Annotated in this window: 15 protein-coding genes and 1 pseudogene; 8 read left to right on the plus strand and 8 right to left on the minus strand. The window is 69.6% G+C overall.

Translation table 11 applies throughout. The annotated features are described in order from the left end of the window. Positions 1 to 38: 38 nt before the first annotated feature. The 3 genes from ACLJO0_RS35895 to ACLJO0_RS35905 are packed head-to-tail and all read right to left on the minus strand — an operon-like array spanning position 39 to position 5,420. Positions 39 to 3,080 (minus strand): hypothetical protein, encoded by a 3,042-nt coding sequence (locus tag ACLJO0_RS35895; protein ID WP_410583582.1) that lies wholly within the window; start codon positions 3,078 to 3,080, stop codon positions 39 to 41. Beyond that, entirely contained in the window at positions 3,067 to 4,110 is a 1,044-nt protein-coding gene (locus ACLJO0_RS35900; protein ID WP_410583584.1) for a hypothetical protein, read from the minus strand. The genes ACLJO0_RS35895 and ACLJO0_RS35900 overlap by 14 nt, the downstream gene beginning before the upstream one ends. Further along, entirely contained in the window at positions 4,107 to 5,420 is a 1,314-nt protein-coding gene (locus tag ACLJO0_RS35905) for a hypothetical protein (RefSeq protein WP_410583586.1), read from the minus strand. Before ACLJO0_RS35905 ends, ACLJO0_RS35900 begins: the two co-directional genes overlap by 4 nt. Before the next feature lie 194 nt (positions 5,421 to 5,614). Here ACLJO0_RS35905 and ACLJO0_RS35910 point away from each other — a divergent pair, with 194 nt between their 5' ends. Next, on the plus strand, positions 5,615 to 8,599 hold the full coding sequence (locus ACLJO0_RS35910; RefSeq protein WP_410583588.1) for a family 16 glycoside hydrolase: 2,985 nt from the start codon (positions 5,615 to 5,617) through the stop codon (positions 8,597 to 8,599). A 481-nt stretch (positions 8,600 to 9,080) separates the two neighbouring features. On the opposite strand, the gene ACLJO0_RS35915 is transcribed toward ACLJO0_RS35910, so the two are convergent. Both ACLJO0_RS35915 and ACLJO0_RS35920 read right to left on the minus strand, forming a co-directional pair. Next, positions 9,081 to 9,827 (minus strand): EI24 domain-containing protein, encoded by a 747-nt coding sequence (locus ACLJO0_RS35915; RefSeq protein ID WP_410583590.1) that lies wholly within the window; start codon positions 9,825 to 9,827, stop codon positions 9,081 to 9,083. Between the two features lie 46 nt (positions 9,828 to 9,873). Continuing rightward, complete coding sequence (locus ACLJO0_RS35920) at positions 9,874 to 11,217, minus strand: FAD-binding protein (RefSeq protein WP_410583592.1); 1,344 nt, start codon at positions 11,215 to 11,217, stop codon at positions 9,874 to 9,876. A gap of 70 nt (positions 11,218 to 11,287) precedes the next feature. Between ACLJO0_RS35920 and ACLJO0_RS35925 the strand changes: the two genes are divergently transcribed. Both ACLJO0_RS35925 and ACLJO0_RS35930 read left to right on the plus strand, forming a co-directional pair. Next, complete coding sequence (locus tag ACLJO0_RS35925) at positions 11,288 to 12,469, plus strand: MFS transporter (RefSeq protein WP_410583594.1); 1,182 nt, start codon at positions 11,288 to 11,290, stop codon at positions 12,467 to 12,469. Continuing rightward, complete coding sequence (locus tag ACLJO0_RS35930; protein ID WP_410583596.1) at positions 12,466 to 12,909, plus strand: Dabb family protein; 444 nt, start codon at positions 12,466 to 12,468, stop codon at positions 12,907 to 12,909. The genes ACLJO0_RS35925 and ACLJO0_RS35930 overlap by 4 nt, the downstream gene beginning before the upstream one ends. Here the strand turns inward: ACLJO0_RS35930 and ACLJO0_RS35935 are convergent. Together ACLJO0_RS35935 and ACLJO0_RS35940 are read right to left on the minus strand one after the other, a co-directional pair. Further along, positions 12,889 to 13,887, minus strand: a complete 999-nt coding sequence (locus tag ACLJO0_RS35935; protein ID WP_410583598.1) for a hypothetical protein — start codon at positions 13,885 to 13,887, stop codon at positions 12,889 to 12,891. The two genes, ACLJO0_RS35930 and ACLJO0_RS35935, sit on opposite strands and share 21 nt — an antisense overlap. 26 nt (positions 13,888 to 13,913) lie before the next feature. Then, positions 13,914 to 14,762, minus strand: a complete 849-nt coding sequence (locus ACLJO0_RS35940; RefSeq protein ID WP_410583600.1) for a hypothetical protein — start codon at positions 14,760 to 14,762, stop codon at positions 13,914 to 13,916. Between the two features lie 117 nt (positions 14,763 to 14,879). On the opposite strand from ACLJO0_RS35940, the gene ACLJO0_RS35945 reads away from it, so the two are divergent. From ACLJO0_RS35945 to ACLJO0_RS35955, 3 genes and pseudogenes are all read left to right on the plus strand, one after another. After that, positions 14,880 to 15,452, plus strand: a complete 573-nt coding sequence (locus ACLJO0_RS35945; RefSeq protein WP_410583602.1) for a TetR/AcrR family transcriptional regulator — start codon at positions 14,880 to 14,882, stop codon at positions 15,450 to 15,452. 8 nt (positions 15,453 to 15,460) lie between these two features. Then, positions 15,461 to 16,604: pseudogene (locus tag ACLJO0_RS35950) on the plus strand (GDSL-type esterase/lipase family protein). A 230-nt stretch (positions 16,605 to 16,834) separates the two neighbouring features. Continuing rightward, positions 16,835 to 17,929, plus strand: coding sequence for a S1 family peptidase (locus tag ACLJO0_RS35955; protein WP_410583604.1), 1,095 nt, complete (start codon positions 16,835 to 16,837; stop codon positions 17,927 to 17,929). Positions 17,930 to 17,951: 22 nt separating this feature from the next. Here the strand turns inward: ACLJO0_RS35955 and ACLJO0_RS35960 are convergent, their stop codons facing one another. Continuing rightward, entirely contained in the window at positions 17,952 to 18,848 is an 897-nt protein-coding gene (locus ACLJO0_RS35960) for a LysR family transcriptional regulator (RefSeq protein WP_410583606.1), read from the minus strand. 80 nt (positions 18,849 to 18,928) lie between these two features. Here ACLJO0_RS35960 and ACLJO0_RS35965 point away from each other — a divergent pair, with 80 nt between their 5' ends. Beyond that, the gene (locus ACLJO0_RS35965; RefSeq protein ID WP_125784662.1) at positions 18,929 to 19,336 is read left to right on the plus strand and encodes a hypothetical protein; all 408 of its coding nucleotides are present in this window, start codon (positions 18,929 to 18,931) and stop codon (positions 19,334 to 19,336) included. Then, positions 19,333 to 20,901 (plus strand): multicopper oxidase family protein, encoded by a 1,569-nt coding sequence (locus ACLJO0_RS35970; RefSeq protein ID WP_410583607.1) that lies wholly within the window; start codon positions 19,333 to 19,335, stop codon positions 20,899 to 20,901. The genes ACLJO0_RS35965 and ACLJO0_RS35970 overlap by 4 nt, the downstream gene beginning before the upstream one ends. Positions 20,902 to 21,190 lie beyond the last annotated feature (289 nt).

Here is a 21,190-nt window from a genome sequence, read left to right on the forward strand (position 1 = left end):
GTCGTTCGTGCTGGACACAGCTTCGGCGGACCGGCCCGCTACCGAACCCAGGTTTTCCCGTCGTCGGTCGCGTCGAGGCAGGTCAGCGGTGCCCAGAAGACCGGCGAGGCCGCCGGTTCGGGCTTCTCGCGCCAGCGGGCGAGCCGGGACCGCTGCCAGGCGCACAGTTCCGTGACCGGATCCTCGCCGGCGAGCGCGGCGTCGACGGCGATGACCAGTTCGGACATCGGGTCCGAACCGGGCACGGCGGCCGAAGTCGGCAAGGCCCAGACCGTGGCGGCGACCAGTCCCGCGCCTGCCGCGACGGCGGCGAGCAGCACACCGAACGGTTCGGCCAGGCCGAAATCGCTCGCGCTGGCGCAGCCGATCAGCGCCACCCGCGCCGGCATTCTGTCCATTTCGGACAGTGCGAGGTCGGCGGCGGTGAACGGCCGGTGCGCTCCGATCGGCGTGGCCGTGCCGGGAAGATCGGCGGAACAGGACAGATGGAGCGCGGTCTGCGCGCCGTACTCGTCGCGGACCCGGCTGACGTGTCCCACGAACACCAGCCGCGAACAGGGCCGCGAGAGGAGTTCGGCGAGCAGTCGGCGGTCGGTGTCGGTGCGGCGGACCAGATCGAGCCCACGCCCGGCGTCGGGCAGGACCGGGCCTTCGGCGAGCCGCGCGTCCAGATGGCGGATCAGCGGCGACGTCGCGTCCTGCTTGCCCAGCACCGAACCCAGCTCGCCGAACGCACTCTGGCCGGGGATACGCGGGTCGAGCAGGTAGACGGGCGGGCCGTCGGCGGCGGGCGGGCGGCGTGGGATCGCGGCCGGGGCGAGCAGTGAGACGTCGGCGACGTCGAGAACGCGCTCGTCACCGTCGAAACAGCTGCCGATCTCGTCGATCTCGAGCACGTGATCGGCCCGGCGGTTGGGCAGGGCGAGCAGTCCCCACGGGACACCGGCGAGGCTCGGGGACGGCTGGATCCGCAGGAGCGGGCGGGTTCCGCCGTCCGCGGCACGCCGGAGCCGTTCGACCAGGTCGGCGGGGAGGAGGTTGAGGGCGAGGACGCGGGCAAGGCGTTGTTCGCCGGCGAAGCTACCGAAGGCGTCTTCGCTCAGTGAGCGCCGAACGGCGTCGGCCACGCTCTCGCCTTCGCGCGGCGTGGGGGAAGCGGCATCCAGGCACTGGCGAGCGGTCGCGACCAGGGCGAACTCGATCGGATGGGTGTGAACGGAATCGAGATCCTCCGCGGTCCGCCAGGTGAGGAAGGTGTGGCCGGCGTCGGCGTAGCGCAGCAGGAAAGTCTCGCGTCCGGGCTTCGCGGCGGGCCAGGTCTCGACGGTTTCGGCGACCGGACGGGGCAGCTGATATCGCTCCGCGGCGAGGCGGAGCCACGGGTCAAGCTCCATGGGAGACGAAGGCGACCAGCGCAACGCGAGTGGCGGGGCGAGCCGCAGCGGTAGCGACGACGTGACGGAACCCAGTGCCGCCAACGGAAGTCCCTCGGCGACCGGGCCGACTTCGAGGGTGGGCAGCGCGCCGGTGAGGTCCAGCGAACGCCCCTCCACGCCCGTGTACGCGCCGACGGCGCAGGTGCGTTCGATCAGTTCCGCCGCCAGCCTCGGCTCCTGGAGCTGAGCCAGCAGCGCCATCAGCATTTCCGTCGCCGGACCGGCGACGTCTCGCGCCCATGCCGTGCGCGCCTGCGGCGAGGTGAACTCGAACCGGTACTCCGCCGCCGCGAGGGCGAGCGGGAGCAGCAGGTCCAGCACCGAGCGCAGGTCCTCGCCGTGGGCGAAGCCGATCGTGGCCGCCACGAAATCCGTGTGCAGGCGGTCCGACCAGTCCCCCGACGTCCGCGCCGACTCCCGGGCGCGGGTCGCGTGCTCCCCCGCCGTCGCCCAGTCTCCTTCGGCCATGGCGCAGCGAGCCAGCGCCACGTCGAGGCGCCTCAGGCCCGGAACGTCGGCGTTGGCCGTCCAGATCTTTCCCGCGTGCTCGAACTGGTCCCTGGCCTGCGCGACATCACCCGTGTACAGCAGCAGTGTGCCCAGCGCGTGGCTCGCCTCCGCGACATCGCCGTTCAGGCCCGCGTCCGCGAGTTCGTCACGGGCGGCGACGATCGCGGCGACCGCTCCGGGAAAGTCTCCGCCGAAGGCCCGGTCGGCCGCCAGCTCGATGCTCGCCCTGGCGGCCAAGGGGCGGCCTTCGTGCTGGGCGCTCAGCCGCAGCAGATCCGCGCGCGCGTCGGCGTCTTCGCCGCCCGCCTGGCGGACGCGGGCGCGTTCGGCTCGCGCCATCGCCTGCAGCGCCGCCACTTGCTCGCGGACCTCGTCGATCTCCGCGATGGTGTCCAACGCCGTCAGGATCTCCTCGATCGCGGCCCGCGCGCCCGCCATGTCCCCGGCGGCGATCTGGACGCGCACGTCGAAGATCCGCAACTCCAGCTCGTCCGCGCCGTGCACGTCGAGCAGCTCGGGCGGGTACTGGTCCGGCCCCTCTTGCCTGCGCAGCGCCGCTCGGCGCCGTTGCCCGGCGATCAGCTCACGCGCCTTGACGACGTCGCCTTCCTCCGTGCTCAAGGAGATGAGCACGCGCTCGGCGACCTCCCGGGAGCCTTCGATCATCCGGATCTCGGCGTACTGTCCGAAGTGGACAATGGCGGCGGCGCTCACCCTGAAGGCTTGAAGCACGGCCTCGGCGCATTGTCTCGCGTTGCGCAGGTCACCCGCGGAATAGCAGACGGTGGCCAGGTCGCTGACGGCGGCGAGGTCCAGATCCGTCCGGTCCAGCCGTTGCGCGATCTCCCGCATCTTGCCGTACGTCCGGTGCGCGCCGGCGACGTCCCGGGCGGCGGCGAGCCGCTTGGCCTTGGCCTGGAGCTTGGCGGCGTCGATGAGCAGCTTCCGGTACTGGCGTTCGGAAAGCGAGCACGCCGGCAGTTCGCCGTACGGTGCCGGGTCGAGGCCGAAATGCCGCGCGACACAACGACAGTTGTAACCGTGCGAAGTGGCCGGGCCCAGTTCGGGCGGGAGCGGCCGGTCCGGCGAATTCCGGGGCGGTGGCATGCCGACGAGCACGTCAGAACTCCTCATCGGCGGAAGCGGCCGCCGCCCGTTCGGCGAGCGTTCTGGCCTCCGGCGGGCGTGCCCGCACGAGCGCGACCACTTCCGCCCGGTCTTCCGCCGTGGTCCCGGCGACCCCCTCGTCGGCAACGCCGACGACGAGGGTGATCTGTCCACTTTGGACGCGGGCGGCGAGCCGGGCCGCGGTCTCGTCAAGGTCGGCCGCGCCGGTGAACCGCCCGGCGCCCAGTGACAACGGCACTTCCGCGAACGGCTCACCCTCGTGCGTCGCGAACGCGGTGATCGCCGCGTCGGCGAACGCGCCCGCGACAACGACTTCGAGCCGGGTGGCGGACGCGGCGGCGACGATCCGCCACGTCACCGTGTCCTCCGCGGCGTCCAGGATGCCCGGCGGCACTCGTGCCCAGTCGACGCTCGCTCGTCCGCTCGCGAGTACGCCTTCGCCGGGTGCGACCGGATCGGTGCCCGCTGCCAGCGCGTACGCACGTTGGCCCGGGGCCGCCATCTCAAAGCGCGCCGCCGCTTCGGCGCGCACAACGTCATCCTGGTCGTCGAACCAGGCCGCGAGGCGAGCACACAATTCCCGGACTTCGCCGGCGACCGGCGCCGCGGCGGCCAGCAGTGCGCCGTCCGCGATCGCCGTGTCGAACAGTTCGGCCGCGGAGGCTTCGAAATCGTCAAGGAGACCTTCAGCCAGATCCTCCACGTCCGCCGTCGCGACCGCCGTTTCGAGGTCCAGCAACGCCGGGTCCAGCGAAGGGATTCCGAGCGACGCGCTGGCGGGCCACCAACGGCGCAGCCAGAGCAGCAAAGCTAGTCTGCCCAGTTCCGGCCTGGCGACGAGGTCCGCCTGGCCTTGGCCGAGCGCGACAAGGCCGGCTTCCGCGCCCGCGAGCCGGGTCAGCCACGGTTCGGCGGCTCCGGCGTCGGTGAGTTCGATGTGCATCGTGGTCGTCCGGCCGGCGAGGAGATCCGCGAGGGCGAAGCGAATGAGGCCGCCGTCGGCCGCGAGTACGGGGGTGTGCACCGGATGCGTCACGACACGGCCTCCAGATCCGGCAGGCGGGCCATGAGCGAGCGGCGCACCTTCGTCCGCAGATCCAGCGAGGTCGAACGGACCACGCCGGTGACGAGGTCGCGTACGTCCGCGGCGTCGGCGGGCAGCTCGCCGCGGACGTCGAAGCCGTGCAGCCGGACCCACAGCCTGCTGAGGAACTGCTTGGCGAACTCGCGAAGGTCGCGCAGGAGTTCGGCGTCGGGCCGCGGGGTGAGCGGCGTGGCCCCGGCCAGAGCGCGGCGGGCGTGCAGGACGTAGCCCTCCCGCGCGACCTGGGCGTTGAGCTGCCGCGCGAATTCGGGGACGCCCGCGGGCGCCGCGCCGTCGAGCGGCCGCAACGCGGGCGCGAGCACGACACCGAGCGCGAAGCAGGCGGCCAACGCGGGCAGGCCGAGCCCGAATCCGGCCGCGACCCTGGCGAGTTCGTCGTCGACGAGGTCGGCGACGGGAGCCCGCTCGTCCGAAGGGAGACGGCGCAAGGTCGCGCGCACCCGCCGTTCGACACTGCGTTCGAGGAGTTCCGCCCCGGTTTCGTCGCGCCGGTTCAAAGGTGGGACGGCGGTGCGTTCCCCGCGTTGCAGCCCGAGATCCGGAACCGGGAGCCCGGAGATCTCCCGAACGGCTTCGCTCAGGGCGCGGACCCCTCCCGGCCGTCGCAGGCCGAGCCCGAGGGCGTGGCCGGTGGCCGAGTCGGCAAGGGCACGCCATGCGGTGTCGGACAGCTCGTCGACGAACGTCCGGAGCGCGGAAATGTCCGGTGCTACGGCGGATTCGGCGTTCCAGCGGCGACGCAGCTCCGCGGTCAGATCCGCCGAATGCCGCGGATCCGCGAGATACGCGGTGAGCTGATCGACGCCCGCCGTGCCGCTATCGCCGTGCAGATCCCGCAACGCCGCCGCGGCCGTCGACGGCGCGTCCGGACCTGGCGTGCCGAAACCCGTCGCCAGCTCGTACGCGAGCGGGAAGCAGACGTCCTGGACGTTGCCCGCCGTGATGCGCAGGGCACGGCGCTGGCGTTTGAGGTGGGTGAACCACGCGGCCGTCGCGCGCAACCTGTCCGCGTCGGCCAGCAGCAGTTCCGCCACCTCCGCCGCCGCGACCGGATCCAGCACCGGACGCCCCAGCCGGGGCCGCGCCGCCGTGCGGATCACCAGCGGGTCGATGATCTTCTTGATCGTCCGGGTCAGTGGACCGCCGTCGGCCGACGACAGGACCTCGACACCGTCGATGCGCTCCCAGGCTTGAGTGAGGACGGCCGAACGCAGCCGGGGCCCGCCCGATCCCGTCGTCAATCGCCCTCCCCACGCTCCGGCCACAACTCTATCCGAGTGTCGTGCCGGAGTTCGTGAGTAAGGGCTGTCGGGCAGCGCGACCGTTCGGACTAACTTTCGTCCGTTCTGTACATACTTTCGTTGACTTCGACCGAAAGTCCTCTTAGGTTCAGCGTCGTCACAGAGGTGCTCCGCCGCCGACCCGAGGAGCGACGATGCTTCCGTCCGTCCGCAAGCGCTTCAACCGGTCCATCGTCGCTTCCTTGGCGCTGGTCACGGCGATATCCGGGCTGGTGACAGCCCCAGCCGAAGCGGCCATCCCACCCCAGCAACCAGGAGTCACGCTCCGCACGTACGACCTCCAGCGCGAGATCACCAAGCTCTGCACGATCAAATCCGGCCAGACGCCGAACGTCGACAAGCTGATGCCGACGATCAACTGGACCACCACGGCCGACTTCGGGCTCGGTGAACAGTTCGTCTCCGAGGTCATCGGCAACATCAACATCGCTTCCGCCGGCCAGTACGAATTCCGGCTCACGAGCGACGACGGGTCGCGGCTCCGGATCGACGGCCAGACGGTGATCAACCACGACGGCCTGCACGGGGCGACCCCGGCGACCGGCTCGGTCCAGCTGGGCACGGGGTACCACGCGCTGCGGATCGACCATTTCGACAATCTCCACGACCAGCAGGTCACCCTCGAATGGCGGCCGCCCGGTGCGGCCGGCTTCGCGCTCGTGCCGACTTCGGTGCTCAGCACCGACGCCGACGTCGTCCGGGTGACCGCGCCGGGACGCAAGGAATGCGAGGGCGCCGCGGACTCGCCGGGTGACGGCCTGCCACTCAACGGCGTCCACCCCGGCTTCACGCTGACGAACCTGCGCCCCGACGGTTTCCAGCCGCAGGTCACCGGCATGGACTGGCTGCCGGACGGACGGCTCGCCATCGCCACCTGGGGCGGATCCGACAAGGTCCTCGGCGAGGTCCACCTGCTGAGCAACGTCAGCGGGAACACCGACCCGAGCAAGGTCCGGACCCAGCGCGTCGCCGGCGGGCTCAAGGAACCGATGGGCGTCAAGTACGTCGACGGCAAGCTGTACGTGTCAGAGAAGACGCGGCTCGTCGAACTGAACGACACCAACGGCGACGGCGTGACCGACGACTACCGCACCGTCGCCACCTGGCCGTTCGGCGGCAACTTCCACGAGTTCGCCTTCGGCCTGCTGTACAAGGACGGCTTCTTCTACGCCAACCTTTCCGTCTCCATCAACTACGGCGGCGCCACGACCGATCCGCAGCCCGCGCCCAACCGGGGCACGACGATCAAGGTCAACAAGGCCACCGGTCAGGTCTCCTACATCGCCGGCGGGTTGCGCACGCCCCACGGCATCGGCTGGGGACCGGAAGGCGACGTGTTCGTCACCGACAACCAGGGCGGCTGGCTGCCGGCGAACAAGCTCGTACGGGTCAAGCAGGACCGCTTCTTCAACCACTACACCAATCCCGCGGGCCCGTTCGACTCGAAACCGGTGACCGCGCCGGTGTTGTGGTTGCCGCACAACGAGATCGCGAACTCGCCCAGCAACATGGTCATGTTGTCGCAGGGCCCCTTCGCCGGGCAGATGGTGTACGGCGACGTGACCTACGGCGGGCTCCAGCGCGCTTTCCTGGAGAAGGTCAACGGTGAGTACCAGGGCGCCGTTTTCCGCCTGACGCAGGGACTCGAGTCGGGCGTCAGCCGGATCAGCCTCGGTCCCGACGGCGCGATCTACACCGGCGGCATCGACGGCGGAGGCAACTGGGGCCAGCCCGGCAAACTCGCCTACGGTCTGCAGAAGGTGACACCCAACGGCACGAACGCCTTCGACATCAAGGCGATGCGGGCGGTCGCGGGCGGATTCGAACTCGAGTACACCCAGCCGCTGTCGGCCGAGACCGCGCAGAACCTGGCGGCGAAGTACCAGGCGCAGCAGTGGCGCTACCAGCCGACCTCGGCGTACGGCGGGCCCAAGATCGACGAGAAGACGCTGTCCGTCACCTCCGCGAGCCTTTCGGCCGACCGCAAGAAGGTCACGCTGCAGATGGCGGGACTGAAGGCCGGGCACGTGGTCCACGTGCGGTCGCCGCGTCCGTTCGCCGCGGAGTCCGGTGCGACGTTGTGGAGCACCGAGGCGTGGTACACGCTCAACTCGCTGGCCGGTGGCACGCCGGCGAGCACTACCTACGAGGCGGAGCGGGCCGCGCTCAGCGGTGGCGCCGGCACGAACACGAACCACGCGGGCTACACGGGCACCGGTTTCGTGGACGGCTACTGGAACCAGGGCGCCGCGACGACGTTCACCGTCAACGCGCAGAAGACCGGTGCCTACAACGCGGCACTGCGCTACTCGAACGGCCCGGATCCGGCTCCCGGTACCAAGTCCGTGACCGTCTACGTCAACGGCGCCAAGGTGAAACAGGTCAGGCTCGCCAGTACCGGCAACTGGGACACGTGGAACACACAACCCGAAACGCTGAACCTGAAAGCCGGGGCGAACACGATCTCCTATCGCTACGACACGGGTGACGCGGGCAACGTCAACCTCGACAGCCTCACCGTCACCGAGTCCCAGCGGATCCAGTTGTTCAAGGGCACCGACCTGAACGCCTGGGAGAAACGCGCGGGCGGCGCCGCCACGTGGCCGGTCTCGGGCGGCGCGATGGAGTCGAACGGCGGGGACATCCGCACGAAACAGCAGTTCGGCGATTTCCGGCTGCACGTCGAGTGGAACGAGCCGAACTATCCGCCCGAGGTCACCGGACAGGCCAGGGGCAACAGCGGCGTCTACCTCCAGGAACGCTACGAACTCCAGGTACTGGAGTCGTTCGGGGACACCACGCTCGCCAACAACGAAGCGGGCTCGATCTACTCGAAGCGGGCGCCCGACCGGAACATGGCGACGGCTCCCGGAACCTGGCAGACCTACGACGTCACCTTCCGGGCCGCGCGGTTCGACGGTGCCGGGAACAAGACCGACAACGCCCGCGTGACCGTGGTCTGGAACGGTGTCGTGGTCCACAACGACGTGGCGATCGACGGCGGCACGGGTGACAACAGCCCGGAGAACGCCGGACCGGGCGCGATCCGGCTCCAGGATCACGGCGATCCCGGCGAGAACCCGCGATTCCGCAACATCTGGATCGAACCCGTCGGTTGAGACGGGCCACGGAACGGTGCGTGCCGGTCGCTCGATCGGTGTCCCCAATGTGGCATTGGAGACGCTCAGCGCCTCCAATGCCGCACTGGGGACACCCCGGCCCAGCATCGAACCTCGCCTCAGCGGTGGGGCGAGTGAAGGCCCCTTTCCTCGGCTGAGCCCAGTGTTCCGGCAAGGTCCCATAACCGCTGCTCAGCTGGGCGATGGAGGCGGATCCGGCACAGCGGACTGACACCCTTTTCGACTGTCCACAAGGGACGCTTCCGGGACGGAAGTGCCCGATTCGGGCGTTTTGCGAGGCAGTCGTGAGTGTTTGGGGCGGTTATTGGGGTAACTCAAAGGTGTCGGGTCGCGAGGATTGCCCGTGGCCGTGGGGCGACCGTGTCGCGAAAGCCACGTTCGGGACCTCAGGCGTCGCGAAAGTGGCTTTCGCGACACATCTCGCCCATGGGTCCAGTGAGGGCCACGGCACCGGCGTAGCTCAGGCCGTCTCCGCCGCGAGGACTTCACGGGCGACGAGGACACCGCCGACGAAGCCCATCGGCATCACGATCAGCGCGGCGAACGGGATCAGGCACAGCAGTGACACGGGAAGACCCAGTCCGAGCGCGAGCGCGCGGTGGCGGCGCAGCAGGACCCGTCGCTGCTTCAGATCCATCCCGCGCCGGTAGAACGGCACGGCGATCAGTTCCAGCGCCAGGAACCACGCCGTGACCAAGGCCAGCAGGACCGGCACGACGGTTTGCCCCACCACGGGGATGAACCCCGCGATCAGGAGCGGGATGGTGAACATCAGCGAGCGCAGCACCAGGGACAGCCCGTCTTTGAGGCCCATCACCAGCAACCGCCACCCCGAGAGGTCCACCGCGCCCGGCACTCCGCCGAGGTCGTCCTCGACCTTCTCCGCGATGTGCTCGTAGAACGGTCCGCCGACGGCGAGGGTGATCGCGGTGAACCCGATCATGGCGATGGCCAGCACCACCCCGAACACCGCGACACCGACCGCCACCCGGATGGTCGTCTGCCAGCCAGGCGACCAGTCGTCGGCGAACGGGGTGACCAGCAGCGAGAGGTCGTCGATCCAGAACGCCAGCGCGACGATCCCGCCGATCAGCAGCAGTGTGGTCAGGACCGCGGGCAACGCCCCGATCAGGAGCAGCTTCGGCGACCGCGCCAGGATGCCGAGCCCTTGCCCGAACATCCGGAAACCCTTGAAGAAATCCCGCATCGGACCTTTCTACCGTGTCCGGGATGTCCGGTCGTGGCCGCGGTCCTCAAGGCGACCGGAGCCGCTGTCCCGGGTTGAGCAGGTTCCCCGGCGCGTACCGGGCCTTCGCCTCGGCGAGCTTCGGCCAGGCGGGGCCGAAATGCGCACGCCAGTCCTCTGTGGACATCGACAGCGCGTTCGACGGATAGACCTTCCCGCCCAGGTCCCGTGCCTTCCGGTAGAGGTCCACGTTGAGCTCCAGCAAACGCGCGTTGTGCAGCGGGTCGTCGGGAGGGCCGACGCGCAGCGGCGAGAAGAGCCACGAGAGCTCACCCGGGGGCACGCTGAACAGCGGGGTCTTCAACCGGTCGTTCCGCACCGGATAGAGCAGGATCAGTCCCGTGGCACCCAGTTCGGGTTCGCCGGTGGCGGCGAGGGTTTCGGCCACGAAGTGCTCGACCGTATCGTCGGTGAGGAACACGTTCAGCCATGGGTGGGGATGGAACCAGCTTCCCTCCGCCCGTAAGGCCGCCTCGCCGTCGGCCATCCGGTTCAGGAAGTCGAAATACGTCGTGTCCTCGTCTTCGGACTCGCCGAAGTCGAGCGAGTCCAGCAACGCGTCCTCGTCCGGCGCGCCGGGCGGCGTGTAATAGGCGACCGCCTCCAGCATGTACCGCCAGCCGTCGTCGACGGGGATCAGCTGGCCTTCCACGTAGTCGAAACGACCATCGCGGACGACGGCGCGCTGATCCGCCAGGAACGCCGGAAGAGAGTCGTAGTAGAGCTTCCACCGCCGGGCCCGTGCCGGGGCCGGGATCAGGCGCAGAGTCGCGCGGGTGATCACCCCGCATTGCCCGAGGCCACCGAGGACGGCGTCGAACAGGTCCTTGCCGCTGTCGCGTGAGCAGGTGAGCACTTCGCCGGCGCCGGTGACCACTTCCAGTTCCACCACGCTGTCGGTCTGCGTGCCGTGGTGGTGGGCGGCCCCGCCGATCCCGCCGACCACGAGCGTGCCCGCGACGGTCAGCTCGAGATAGTCGGTGAGCGCCGGAGGGGTCAGCCCGTGCGGCAGAGTCGTTTCCAGCACCTCACGCCAGCGAGCACCCGCGTCCACCGAAACCAGCTCACCGGTGACCACCCTTCGCGGCGGCAGCGAGGTCATGTCCAGCAGGATCCCGCCCTCGACCTGTCCCTGGCCGTACGGCGAATGCCCGGCACCGCGGGCGGCGACCGGCAGCCCGCGCGCGGCGGCGAACCTGAGCACCACGGCCACGTCGGTCGCCGAAGCAGGCCTCACCACCAGGCCCGGCCTGGCGTGGACGAGGTTTCCCCAGTCCCTGCTCGCGACGGAAAGGTCCGCTTCTCCGGTGAGGATCTCTCCGGCGATGGCGGGCAGGATCTCGGCAGTCATACCCGCACGCTACCGAGCTAGGCGATTTTCACCGACGCGAACCCCGGCCTCCCGCTGCGAGATTGGTGGCGTGACGAACCGAGCGGACACCCTGACGCCGACGCGCCTGGCGCGCGGCACCGTGCTGGCCGCGGCGCCGCTGACCATCATGGCCGCGGCGATCATCGCGCCGAGCCTGCCCGCGATGCGCGAGGTCTTCGCCGGAACGCCCGGCTCCGATCTGCTCGTGCGGCTGGCGCTGACCGTGACCTCGCTCGCGATCGCGATCAGCGCGCCGCTGTCCGGGATCGTCGCCGACCGCGTGGGGCGCCGTCCGCTGCTGTTGACGGGCCTCGGGCTCTACGCGATCTCCGGCACGGCCGGCTTCTTCGTGAGCGACCTCCCCCTGCTGCTGGCCACCCGGGCAGGGCTCGGACTCGCCGTCGGCGCGATCATGACCGCGGTCAGCACCCTGATCACCGACTGGTACTCCGGCGAGCGGCGTGCCTCGTTCCTCGGCCTGCAGCAGGCGTTCGCGAGTCTGGGCGGCGTCGTCTTCCTGCCTCTGGCGGGATTACTGGCCACAGTGGACTGGAAGGCACCGTTCTGGATCTATTCCGCCTCGGCGATCGTGGCCGTCTTCGCGATCGTCTCCCTGCGCGAACCGGCCCGAAGCAGCCCCGCGGCCAGTGAGAGCCAGCGAGCTCGGCTGCCCGCTCGCATCATCGGCGTGTACGTCCTGGCGCTGGTGGCGACGTTGGTCTTCTACATGGCGCCGACGCAGTTGCCATTCCTGCTGCAAGGCTTCGGCAGCGGTCCCGCCGTCATCGGCGCCGTGGTCGCCGGGAGCACGGTGACCGGCGTCGCCGGTGCGCTGGCGTTCCCCCGCCTGCGCGAACGGCTGAGCCCCACGGCGATCACCACGTTCAGCGTCGCGCTCATGGGCGCGGGCTGGCTGGTGATCGGTACGGCGGGCACCGTCGCCCCAGTGGTGGCGGGGCTGCTCGTCGGCGGGCTCGGCGTCGGCCTCGTCGTCCCGAACCTCAACCTGCGACTGGCCGAGTTCGCCCATCCCGCACAGCGCGGCCGGGTCCTCAGCGGCCTGGTGACCGGGATCTTCCTGGGGCAGTTCCTGTCCCCGCTCGTCGTCCAGCCACTCGTCCAGGGCATCGGCATCTCCGACGCCTTCACCTGGACCGGTGTCGCCATGGGAGCCGGAGCGGCACTCGCCGCTCTTCTGACCAACCGGAACAACGGAAAGGAAAAACGATGATCTACCACGGCAACCGTTTCACCCTACGGCCCGACGCCGCCCCCGAGCAGGTCGAAGAAGCATTGGAGAGCCTTCGCAATCAGGGCCGGGTCATCCCGTCGGTGAAGTCCTTCGTCGTCGGCCGCGATTTCGGCGGCGAGTACGAATGGGGCGCCGTCTTCGTGCTCGAAGACCTCGAAGGCTACTGGGAGTACCTCATCCATCCGGCGCACCGGAACACCGACCAGGTCGGGCTGCCGCTGGTCGACAAGTTCGCGTCCTTCGACGTCACCGACGACCCGGATCCGGAAATGGGCGCGAAGATCGCCGAACTGCACCAGCGCCGCTACGACAACGACGCCGAGCTGACCAGGTTGATCACCGATCTCGGTGAATACTCGGGCAGCGCGGCGCCCGGAAAGCACGGGACGGCCGGGGGTTCAGCCACCGTCCGCGAGTGAGCCGCTGCCGCCGGGGCCGGTCACGATCACCCTGCTGCTCACAGCGGTCCCGATCGGGACGATCGTGACCTGCCACGTCTGCGGCGTGCCGACCTCGATCGTCGCCGTCGCCCTCCGGACCAGGGCCGGGACGCGGTCGGCCGCCAGCTCGCGGAGGTCGAACCGCGGCACCTGGGCGTCCGTCGGCGCGAAGACCACGGTCAGCCGCTGGTCCTCGACGACCGCCGTGAGCACCCGGGAGACGTCCGCGGCCTGCGCCAGCGCGTCGATCGCCCGGCGCAGTTCCCCTTCCCCCAGCAGGGATCTGTCGACGTTCACGGTCGCGGATCCCGAGGACGAGGTGGTCACACTGGACTCGGTTTCTTCCGTCAGCGCGGGTGCTTCCGGCGTGAACAGTTCGGCGCGGAACAGGAACAGCACGAGCGCGGCGCCGAGCAAGAACCCGAGGACCGCGAGCAAGCCAAAAGTGCAGCCCTCCGGCGGCTCCTGCACCAGGGTGGACTCCGGAGCGGACTCGATCACGGCCGCGGCCACGCGGCGCTCCCACTCCGGCGACAGCCGCTCCACGATCCGCGCCTTCCACGGCCGGTCCCGCGGGTACTGGACGACGAGGACGTCGCCCGGCCGGTAGTTCGGGAGGTCGACCAGGTTGATGCCGTGGTTGACCTTCAAGCGGTACGACGCCTCGCCTTCGGGGGCGACGGTCAGGACGAAGTCGACCGGGATGTCGCCGGTCTCGGTGCCTCCTGCCCGGAGGCTTTCGATCTTGGCGAGCGCGATGACCGGGACGGTCGCCGCCTCACGGGCACGGCGTGGCGCCCCGGCGAGGTAGAGCAGGATCCCATAGACGACGGGAAGTCCGACGCCGGTGACGATCAGCGGAACGTACTCGATCATGATGCCGACGACGAACGCGCACAGGGTCGTCCCACTGACGATCCCGGTCAGAAATCCGCGGACAAGGGCGAGTGGCGTCAAGGTGACTCCAGGTTTTCGGGCGGCGTTCAGTCCGCGGGCAGCCAGTCACTGAGGGCGGGGTGGCGCCGGAGCGCCACGAAGATCTTCTTCTCGTCGGCCGGTGAGGCCGGGTCGAACAGCACTTCGGCGCCCGCGATGGTGGTGTCCCTGGTGCGGCGGGTCACCCAGTGCCGGACACCGGCGAGGTCGGCGAACATCACCGTCACGTCCGCGCCCACGACGCGGGTGCCGGACTCGTCGCCTCCCAGGCGCAGCTTGACGTCGACGATTTCGGCGGGCACCCGCCGCCCGGACCGCAGCAGCCGTTCCCTGGTGCGCGCCATCTCGGCATGCCGTCGCGAAAGCCCGACGCTGTACCACAAGGCGAGCAACGTCAGGAGGAGCAGGAACGCGGGCGTCCACAGGTCGGCGTAGTACATCAGCCACGCCCAGAATCCCCACTTTTCGTCCGTGTGGAAGACGGGGTCGACCGCGGTGCCGACGGCGAGCGGCGGAAGCCACCCTAGCGACGAATCCCAGAGGCCGAGCGTACTGGCCGCGAGGGCAAGGACGGCAGGGAACGCCGGCCCCGACTGCCGTCCCCGGTACCGCCGCACGGCCACCCCCGCGAGGCCGCCCGCGGCGAAACACCCGAGGAGACCGAAGGTTCCCCAGATCGCGCGGTACGGCGGATCGCCGTCGCCGCGGTCGTCGAAGACGCTGTCGATCGCCATGGTCCGGAACTGCTCCAGGATGTCGCCGAATCCTTGTCCGGCCACGAAACCGCAGACCAGGGTGACCGCGGAGGCCAGGATCGCGACCGCGAGCAGGCGGCGGTCACCTCGCAGGCGCTCGATGCGCTCGTACCGGGCACGGGCCGGGTCCACTGTGTTCATCACGCTCACCTCCGTTCGGCTGCGCCCAGCCTCCGTCGAACCGGGTGCTACCGAACCCAGGTTTGCTTCCTAATCCTATTAGGCAAGTCCCGAATGGACTATGGTAGAGTCGACGGCATGGCAAGAGCGGGACTGACCACGGAACGGGTGGTCCGGGCGGGCGCGGACATGGCCGACGAGATCGGCTTCGAGCTCGTGACGCCGACACAGCTCGCGAAGCGGTGCGGCGTCAAGACGGCGAGCCTGTATTCGCACGTCAGGAACGCCCACGAACTGAAGACCGAGATCGCCCTGCTGGCCTTGACGGAACTCGCCGATCTCGCCGCCACCGCGGTGGCGGGCCTGGCGGGCAAGGACGCGTTGATCGCACTGGCGAACGTCCACCGCGACTACGCCCTCGAACATCCCGGCAGGTTCACCGCCGCGAGGTTCCGGCTCGCGCCGGAGCAGGCGGCCACCAGCGCCGGCGTCCGGCACGCCGAGCTGATGCGGGCGATCCTGCGCGGCTACGACCTCGCCGAACCGCATCAGACGCACGCGGTCCGGCTGCTGGGCAGCGTTTTCAGCGGGTACGTCGGCTTGGAGGCCGCCGGAGGCTTCAGCCACAGCACCCCCGGCTCGCAGGAGAGCTGGACCGAGATCCTCGACGCGCTCGACATCCTGCTGCGCGCTTGGCCCCGAACGAAATGACCGGAGAAATGCGTACGACCCCGATCACCGCCGCCCTCGTCCGCGGCGCACTGGACCTCGAGTACACCGAACGCGGCGTACTCCCCCACCGGCTGCCCGCGCGCCAGGCAGCAGATCCCCGACGATCAGCTGACCATGGCCGAATCGCAGCCGTCCGGCGTGCGGCTCGTCTTCCGCACCGCTGCGACGATCGTCGAACTGGACGTCCTCGCCACCAAACGGTTCCTCGTCGGCGTGCCACCCCGACCCGACGGCGTCTACGAACTGCTCGTCGACGGCAGGCATGCGGGACAGGCGAGCGTGACCGAGGGCGACACGATCAGCGTCGACATGGCCACCGGCGCCAGGACGCACCAGCCAGGGCCTGTGCGCACCCTGCGCTTCACCGGCCTGCCCGCCGACGAAAAGGACGTCGAAATCTGGCTGCCGCACAACGAAACGACCCGGCTGGTCGCCCTGCGCACCGACACGACCGTCCACAATGCACCGTCGGGCGGCCGCAAGACCTGGCTGCACCACGGCAGTTCCATCAGCCAAGGCTCCAACGCGGCGACCCCGACCGGGATCTGGCCCGCCACGGCCGCGGCTCTCGCCGGCGTGGAGCTGGTCAATCTGGGCTTCGGCGGCAGCGCGCTGCTCGACCCGTTCACCGCCCGCGCCATACGGGACACGGCCGCGGACCTGATCAGCGTCAAGATCGGCATCAACGTCGTCAACGCCGACCTGATGCGGCTGCGCGCGTTCGGCCCGGCGGTGCACGGTTTCCTCGACACCATCCGGGAAGGGCATCCCAGCACGCCGTTGCTGGTCGTCTCGCCGATCCATTGCCCCATCCACGAGCACACCCCTGGGCCCGGCCAGTTCGACCCCGATGGCCTACGGGAAGGAAAAGTGCGGTTCAGGGCCACCGGGAATCCCGCGGAAACCGCCGCGGGGAAGCTGACGCTCAGCGTGATCCGCGGGGAACTCACCCGGATCGTCAAGGAGCGGAGCACGACGGATCCGAACCTGCGTTACATCGACGGCCTGGAACTGTACGGCGAAGCCGACCATGCCGAACTGCCGTTGCCCGACCGCCTGCATCCGGACGCGGCCACGCACCGGCTCATCGGAGAGCGCTTCGCGAAACACCTCGTCATCGGCGGGTCGTGAGCGTGGGGTCGCCGCGTTTACTGTGCGCGTATACGTCGGTAGCCCCTTTCACGGTACCTATTTTTCTTCCTGTCCAACGAAAGTCGGTACCCGCCCACCGGTGACGCGATCACCATGATCGGCACCGGATCACCGGTGCCGGAGCACCTCGACCGTGCCCGGCTACCCCACTGTGTCCAGTGCGGCCACCCCTCGCGCTGGATCCTCCCTCGCGAAAGTGAGTAACCGGTATGCGCACAAACCCCTTAGCTCGTACCGCCACCACACTGGTGGCCGCGGCCGCGGTCATCGGTTTTCTCACCCCGTCCACGGCCACCGCCACCACCATCTCGGGCTACTCCCCCACGGTGCAGCACGAAGCCGTGACGTCCCTGGCCTCGGAAGCCGGAATCAGCACGGCCGCCGCCGTCGAGTTCCTCCGGACGCAGACGGCCAGTGTGGAAACACTGCAGAAGGTCACCGCGTCGCTCGGCGCCCGTGCCGCCGACGGCTACCTCGACGACGCCGCCAAGCCGGTGGTCAACGTGCTCGACCAGGCCGCCGCGGACCAGGTGACCGCGACCGGGGCCCAGGCCCGCGTGGTCAAGCATTCCAGCGCGGCGCTGGCGGGGGCGCAGAACGCCTTGCAGGCGTTGCCCGCCGTCACGCACACATCGATCGGTCTCGACCCGAAGACCAACCAGGTCGTGCTGACCATCTCCGACGCGGCGAAGGGCACCGAAGCCCTCGTGAAGGCCGCCGAAGCGCTCGGCGACCGGGTCCGGGTGGAGCGGACCACCGGCGAGATGCACACCGCGATCTACAACGGCGAGGCCATCACCGGGGGCGGCACCCGTTGCTCGGTCGGGTTCAACACCAACCGCGGCGGCCAGAACTACATCGTCGACGCCGGCCACTGCACCCGCGCGGTCTCGCAGTGGAACGTCGGGCCGTCGCAGGGCGCCAGCTTCCCGACCAACGACTACGGCCTGATCCGCAACACCACCGGCAGCGCGCCCGGCGCCGTCACCCTGTGGAACGGCTCCACCCAGCGGATCGCCTCCGCCGGTACCGCCACCGTCGGTCAGCGGATCAGCAAGAGCGGCAGCACCACCCGCCTCACCTCGGGTTCGGTGCAGCGGCTGAACGTCACGGTGAACTACGCCGAAGGCTCGGTGCACCAGCTGATCCAGACCAACGCGCTGGCCAACCCCGGTGACTCGGGCGGCTGCCTCTTCTCCGGCAGCGTCGGGCTCGGCATCACCTCCGGCAAGGGCAGTGGCACCTCGTACTACCAGCCGATCGGTGAGGCGCTGAGCGCCTACAGCGTCACGCTCAACCCGTAAACGCCCCGAGGCCGGGCCCTGGTCACCGCGACCGGGGCCCGGCCTGTGCGTGGAAATATTCGACTGTGTGGTCACGAAAGCGCTGGGCGGCAACGGAAAGATAGGTGTCCTCGCGCCACGCGACGCTGAGCACGCGGCGACAGTCGGGATCGTCGACGTCGAGCCAGACCACCGTCGGGCTGGTGACCGACCGCAGCCCCAGGGAGGGCACCAACGCGATGCCGAGTCCCGCGTCGACGAGCTGGAAGAGCACCGCGGCCTCGTCTCCCTCACAAACGACGTGCAATGCGAGACCGGCCTTCGCGAAAAGACGGTCGACGAGCGCACGCTGCCAGTAACCGGGCCGTGTGGTGAGGAACGGCTCTCCCTCGAGATCCGCGAGCCCGACGCGACCGCGTCCGGCGAGCCGGTGACCGGCGGGCACGCAGAGCATCACCTTTTCGTCGAGCAGCACGCGACTGTGGATCTCGTTACCGGACAAGGGTTGCGACGTGACGCACAGGTCGACGTCGCCGGATCTCAGCTTCTCCGCCATCCCCTCTCCCGACGCCTGGGACAGCCGCACGTCCACCAGCGGGTGGCCGGGCACGAACGTGCGCAATGGTTCGGTGAGCACGAGCAGGCTTTCGGCCGCGACGGTGACCGCGCCGCGTTCCAGCCCGGCGGCGTCGTCGAGCTCCTGCCGGGCGTCGTCGAGTTCGGCCAGTGCCCGGTCGACGCGGCGGAGGAACGCGATGCCGAACCGGTTGAGCCGGATCCGGCGGCCGTGCCGGTCGAACAGCGGCACACCCAGGTCGTTTTCCAGTCTGGCCAGGGTGCGGCTGAGCGAGGGCTGCGCGACACGCAGCTTCTCGGCGGCGCGGCCGACGTGCTCGAGCCGGGCGACCATCTGGAAGTACCGGAGCGCCAGAAGATCCACTGCTGATACCTCACCTGTTATGAACAGATAACCGATCTTGTCTTGGACAGCATAAGCCGTGGTCTCTTACCTTCGAGCACGTGAGTGAAACCCTGACCGGCCCGAGCCGGAAGGCGAACGGCACGCTGGTGGTGAACCGGGTGCTGGTGACCGCCCACGCCGTCGCGATCATCGGCCAGCCGGTGTTCGCCGGCGGCTATCTCGGCGGCGACTACGACATGCTCTGGCTGCACCGCTGGGGCGCCGACGCGGTGTCCTACCTGGCGTACGCGCAGATCCTGGCCGCGCTGGTCCTGTGGCTGGTGCGCGGACCGCGCTGGTTGTTCTGGGTCAGCCTGCTGCTCGCGCTGGGCGAGACCGGGCAGTATCTCGCCGGGATGAAGGGCGCGCTCGATCTGCACGTCCCGCTAGGCGTCGCACTGGTCACCGGAACCGTGCTGACCACGATAGCCGTCTGGCGGCCGCAGACCTGGCGGGCGAGCCGATGAGCCGCCGTCTTCCCCGCCGGACCTTCCTCGGGCTCGCCGGCGGGGCCGGCGTCCTCGTCGCCGCGGGGATCGCCGCTCCCCGCCTGATCGCCCAGGGCGCGCCCGGGACGGGCGAGTTGCTGCGCAGCGCACTCCCACTGCCGGAACCGTTCCGGGTACCGCTGCCGATCCCGCCGATCCTGCGTCCACAAAGGACCGCCGACGCCGATCACTACACGATCACCCAGCGGGCGGCGACGGCCGAGATCCTGCCCGGTGTCCGGACGCCGATCTGGGGCTACGACGGGATCTTCCCGGGACCGACGATCGAATCGCGGCGGGACAGGACGGTGGTGGCGCACCACCGCAACGAACTCCCCGTCCCGACCGTGGTCCACCTGCACGGCGGGCACACGCCCGCCGAGTCCGACGGCTATCCGACCGATCTCGTCCTGCCGCGGTCCGGCTGGACCGCCGGGCACACCGGGCACGGCATGGTCGACTCGCGCGCCCGGATCTCGAACGGCGAGCGTGACTACGTCTTCCCGCTGCGGCAACGCGCCGCGACCCTGTGGTACCACGACCATCGCATGGACTTCACCGGTCCGGCCGTGTACCGGGGCCTTGCCGGTTTCCATCTGGTCCGCGACGACGAGGAAGACTCGCTGGGGCTCCCGTCCGGGGACCGTGAGCTGCCGCTGATGATCGCCGACCGCGCTTTCGACGAGCACGGCGCCTTCGCGTACCCGTCTCTCGACCGGACGCTGCGGACCACGCCGGGTGTGGAAAGTGCTTACGTGGAAGGCGTTTTCGGTGACGTCATCCTGGTCAACGGCGCACCGTGGCCGGTGCAGGAAGTGGCTGCCGTCAAATACCGCCTGCGTGTCCTCAACGGCTCCAACGCCCGGCGCTACGACCTGGCGCTGGACCCGCCACCACCCGGCGGAGGCGGTTTCGTCCAGATCGGCGGGGACCAGGGCCTCCTCGACGCGCCACGCGAACACGACCACCTTCCCATCGCACCGGCGGAACGGTACGACCTCGTCGTCGACTTCGGCCGGTATCCGGTCGGCACCGAGGTCACCCTGGTGAACCGGCTCGGCACCGGCTCGACCGCTCAGGTCATGCGGTTCGTCGTCGCGCGTCACGCGGCGGACGACAGCCGGATTCCGGCGAAGCTCAGCGAAATCCCGCCGCTCACTCGCGGACAGGCCACGACCACGCGGGACTTCTCGTTCCGCGCCGGCACCGTCCACGGCCGCGCGGGCTGGGTGATCGGCGGGGAACCGTTCTCGCCGGACCTGATGTCGGCGAGCCCCCGCCTCGGCGACGTCGAGATCTGGCGGTTCGTCGCCGACATCCACCACCCCGTGCATCTGCACCTGGTGGGTTTCCGGATCCTCTCGCGCGGCGGACGTCCGCCAGGGCCGTTCGACGGTGGCATCAAGGACACCGTGGACCTGAGTCCCGGCGAGTCGGTCGAGATCATCGCCCGCTTCGACGGCTACCGCGGCCGCTACGTCTTCCATTGCCACAACGCCGAACACGAGGACATGGCGATGATGGCGAACTTCGAGGTCGTTTGAGGGTAGGTGCGGCAGGTGCCGGGCTCGTGAGTGGTAAGGGTGTCTCAGGTACCTACGTGATCCGGCTGCGGTTGATCTCAGGCCCGGTCCGTGAAGGCCCCCTTCCCTCGGCTCAGCCAAGGAAACTCGACCTTCACACCTTGCCAGGCGAGCAAGGAAACTGGCACCGAGCCGGTCAAGCCCTCGGGAGTGGTAAGGACGGTTATTGAGGGGTAAGGCAGAGGTGGCAGGTTGCGAAAGCCACTTTGACAACCTTCAAGGCCACGAAAGTGGCCCTTCGCTATGACGG

The sequence above is a fragment of the Amycolatopsis sp. lyj-108 genome (assembly GCF_046549005.1).
Classification (GTDB): Bacteria; Actinomycetota; Actinomycetes; order Mycobacteriales; family Pseudonocardiaceae; genus Amycolatopsis.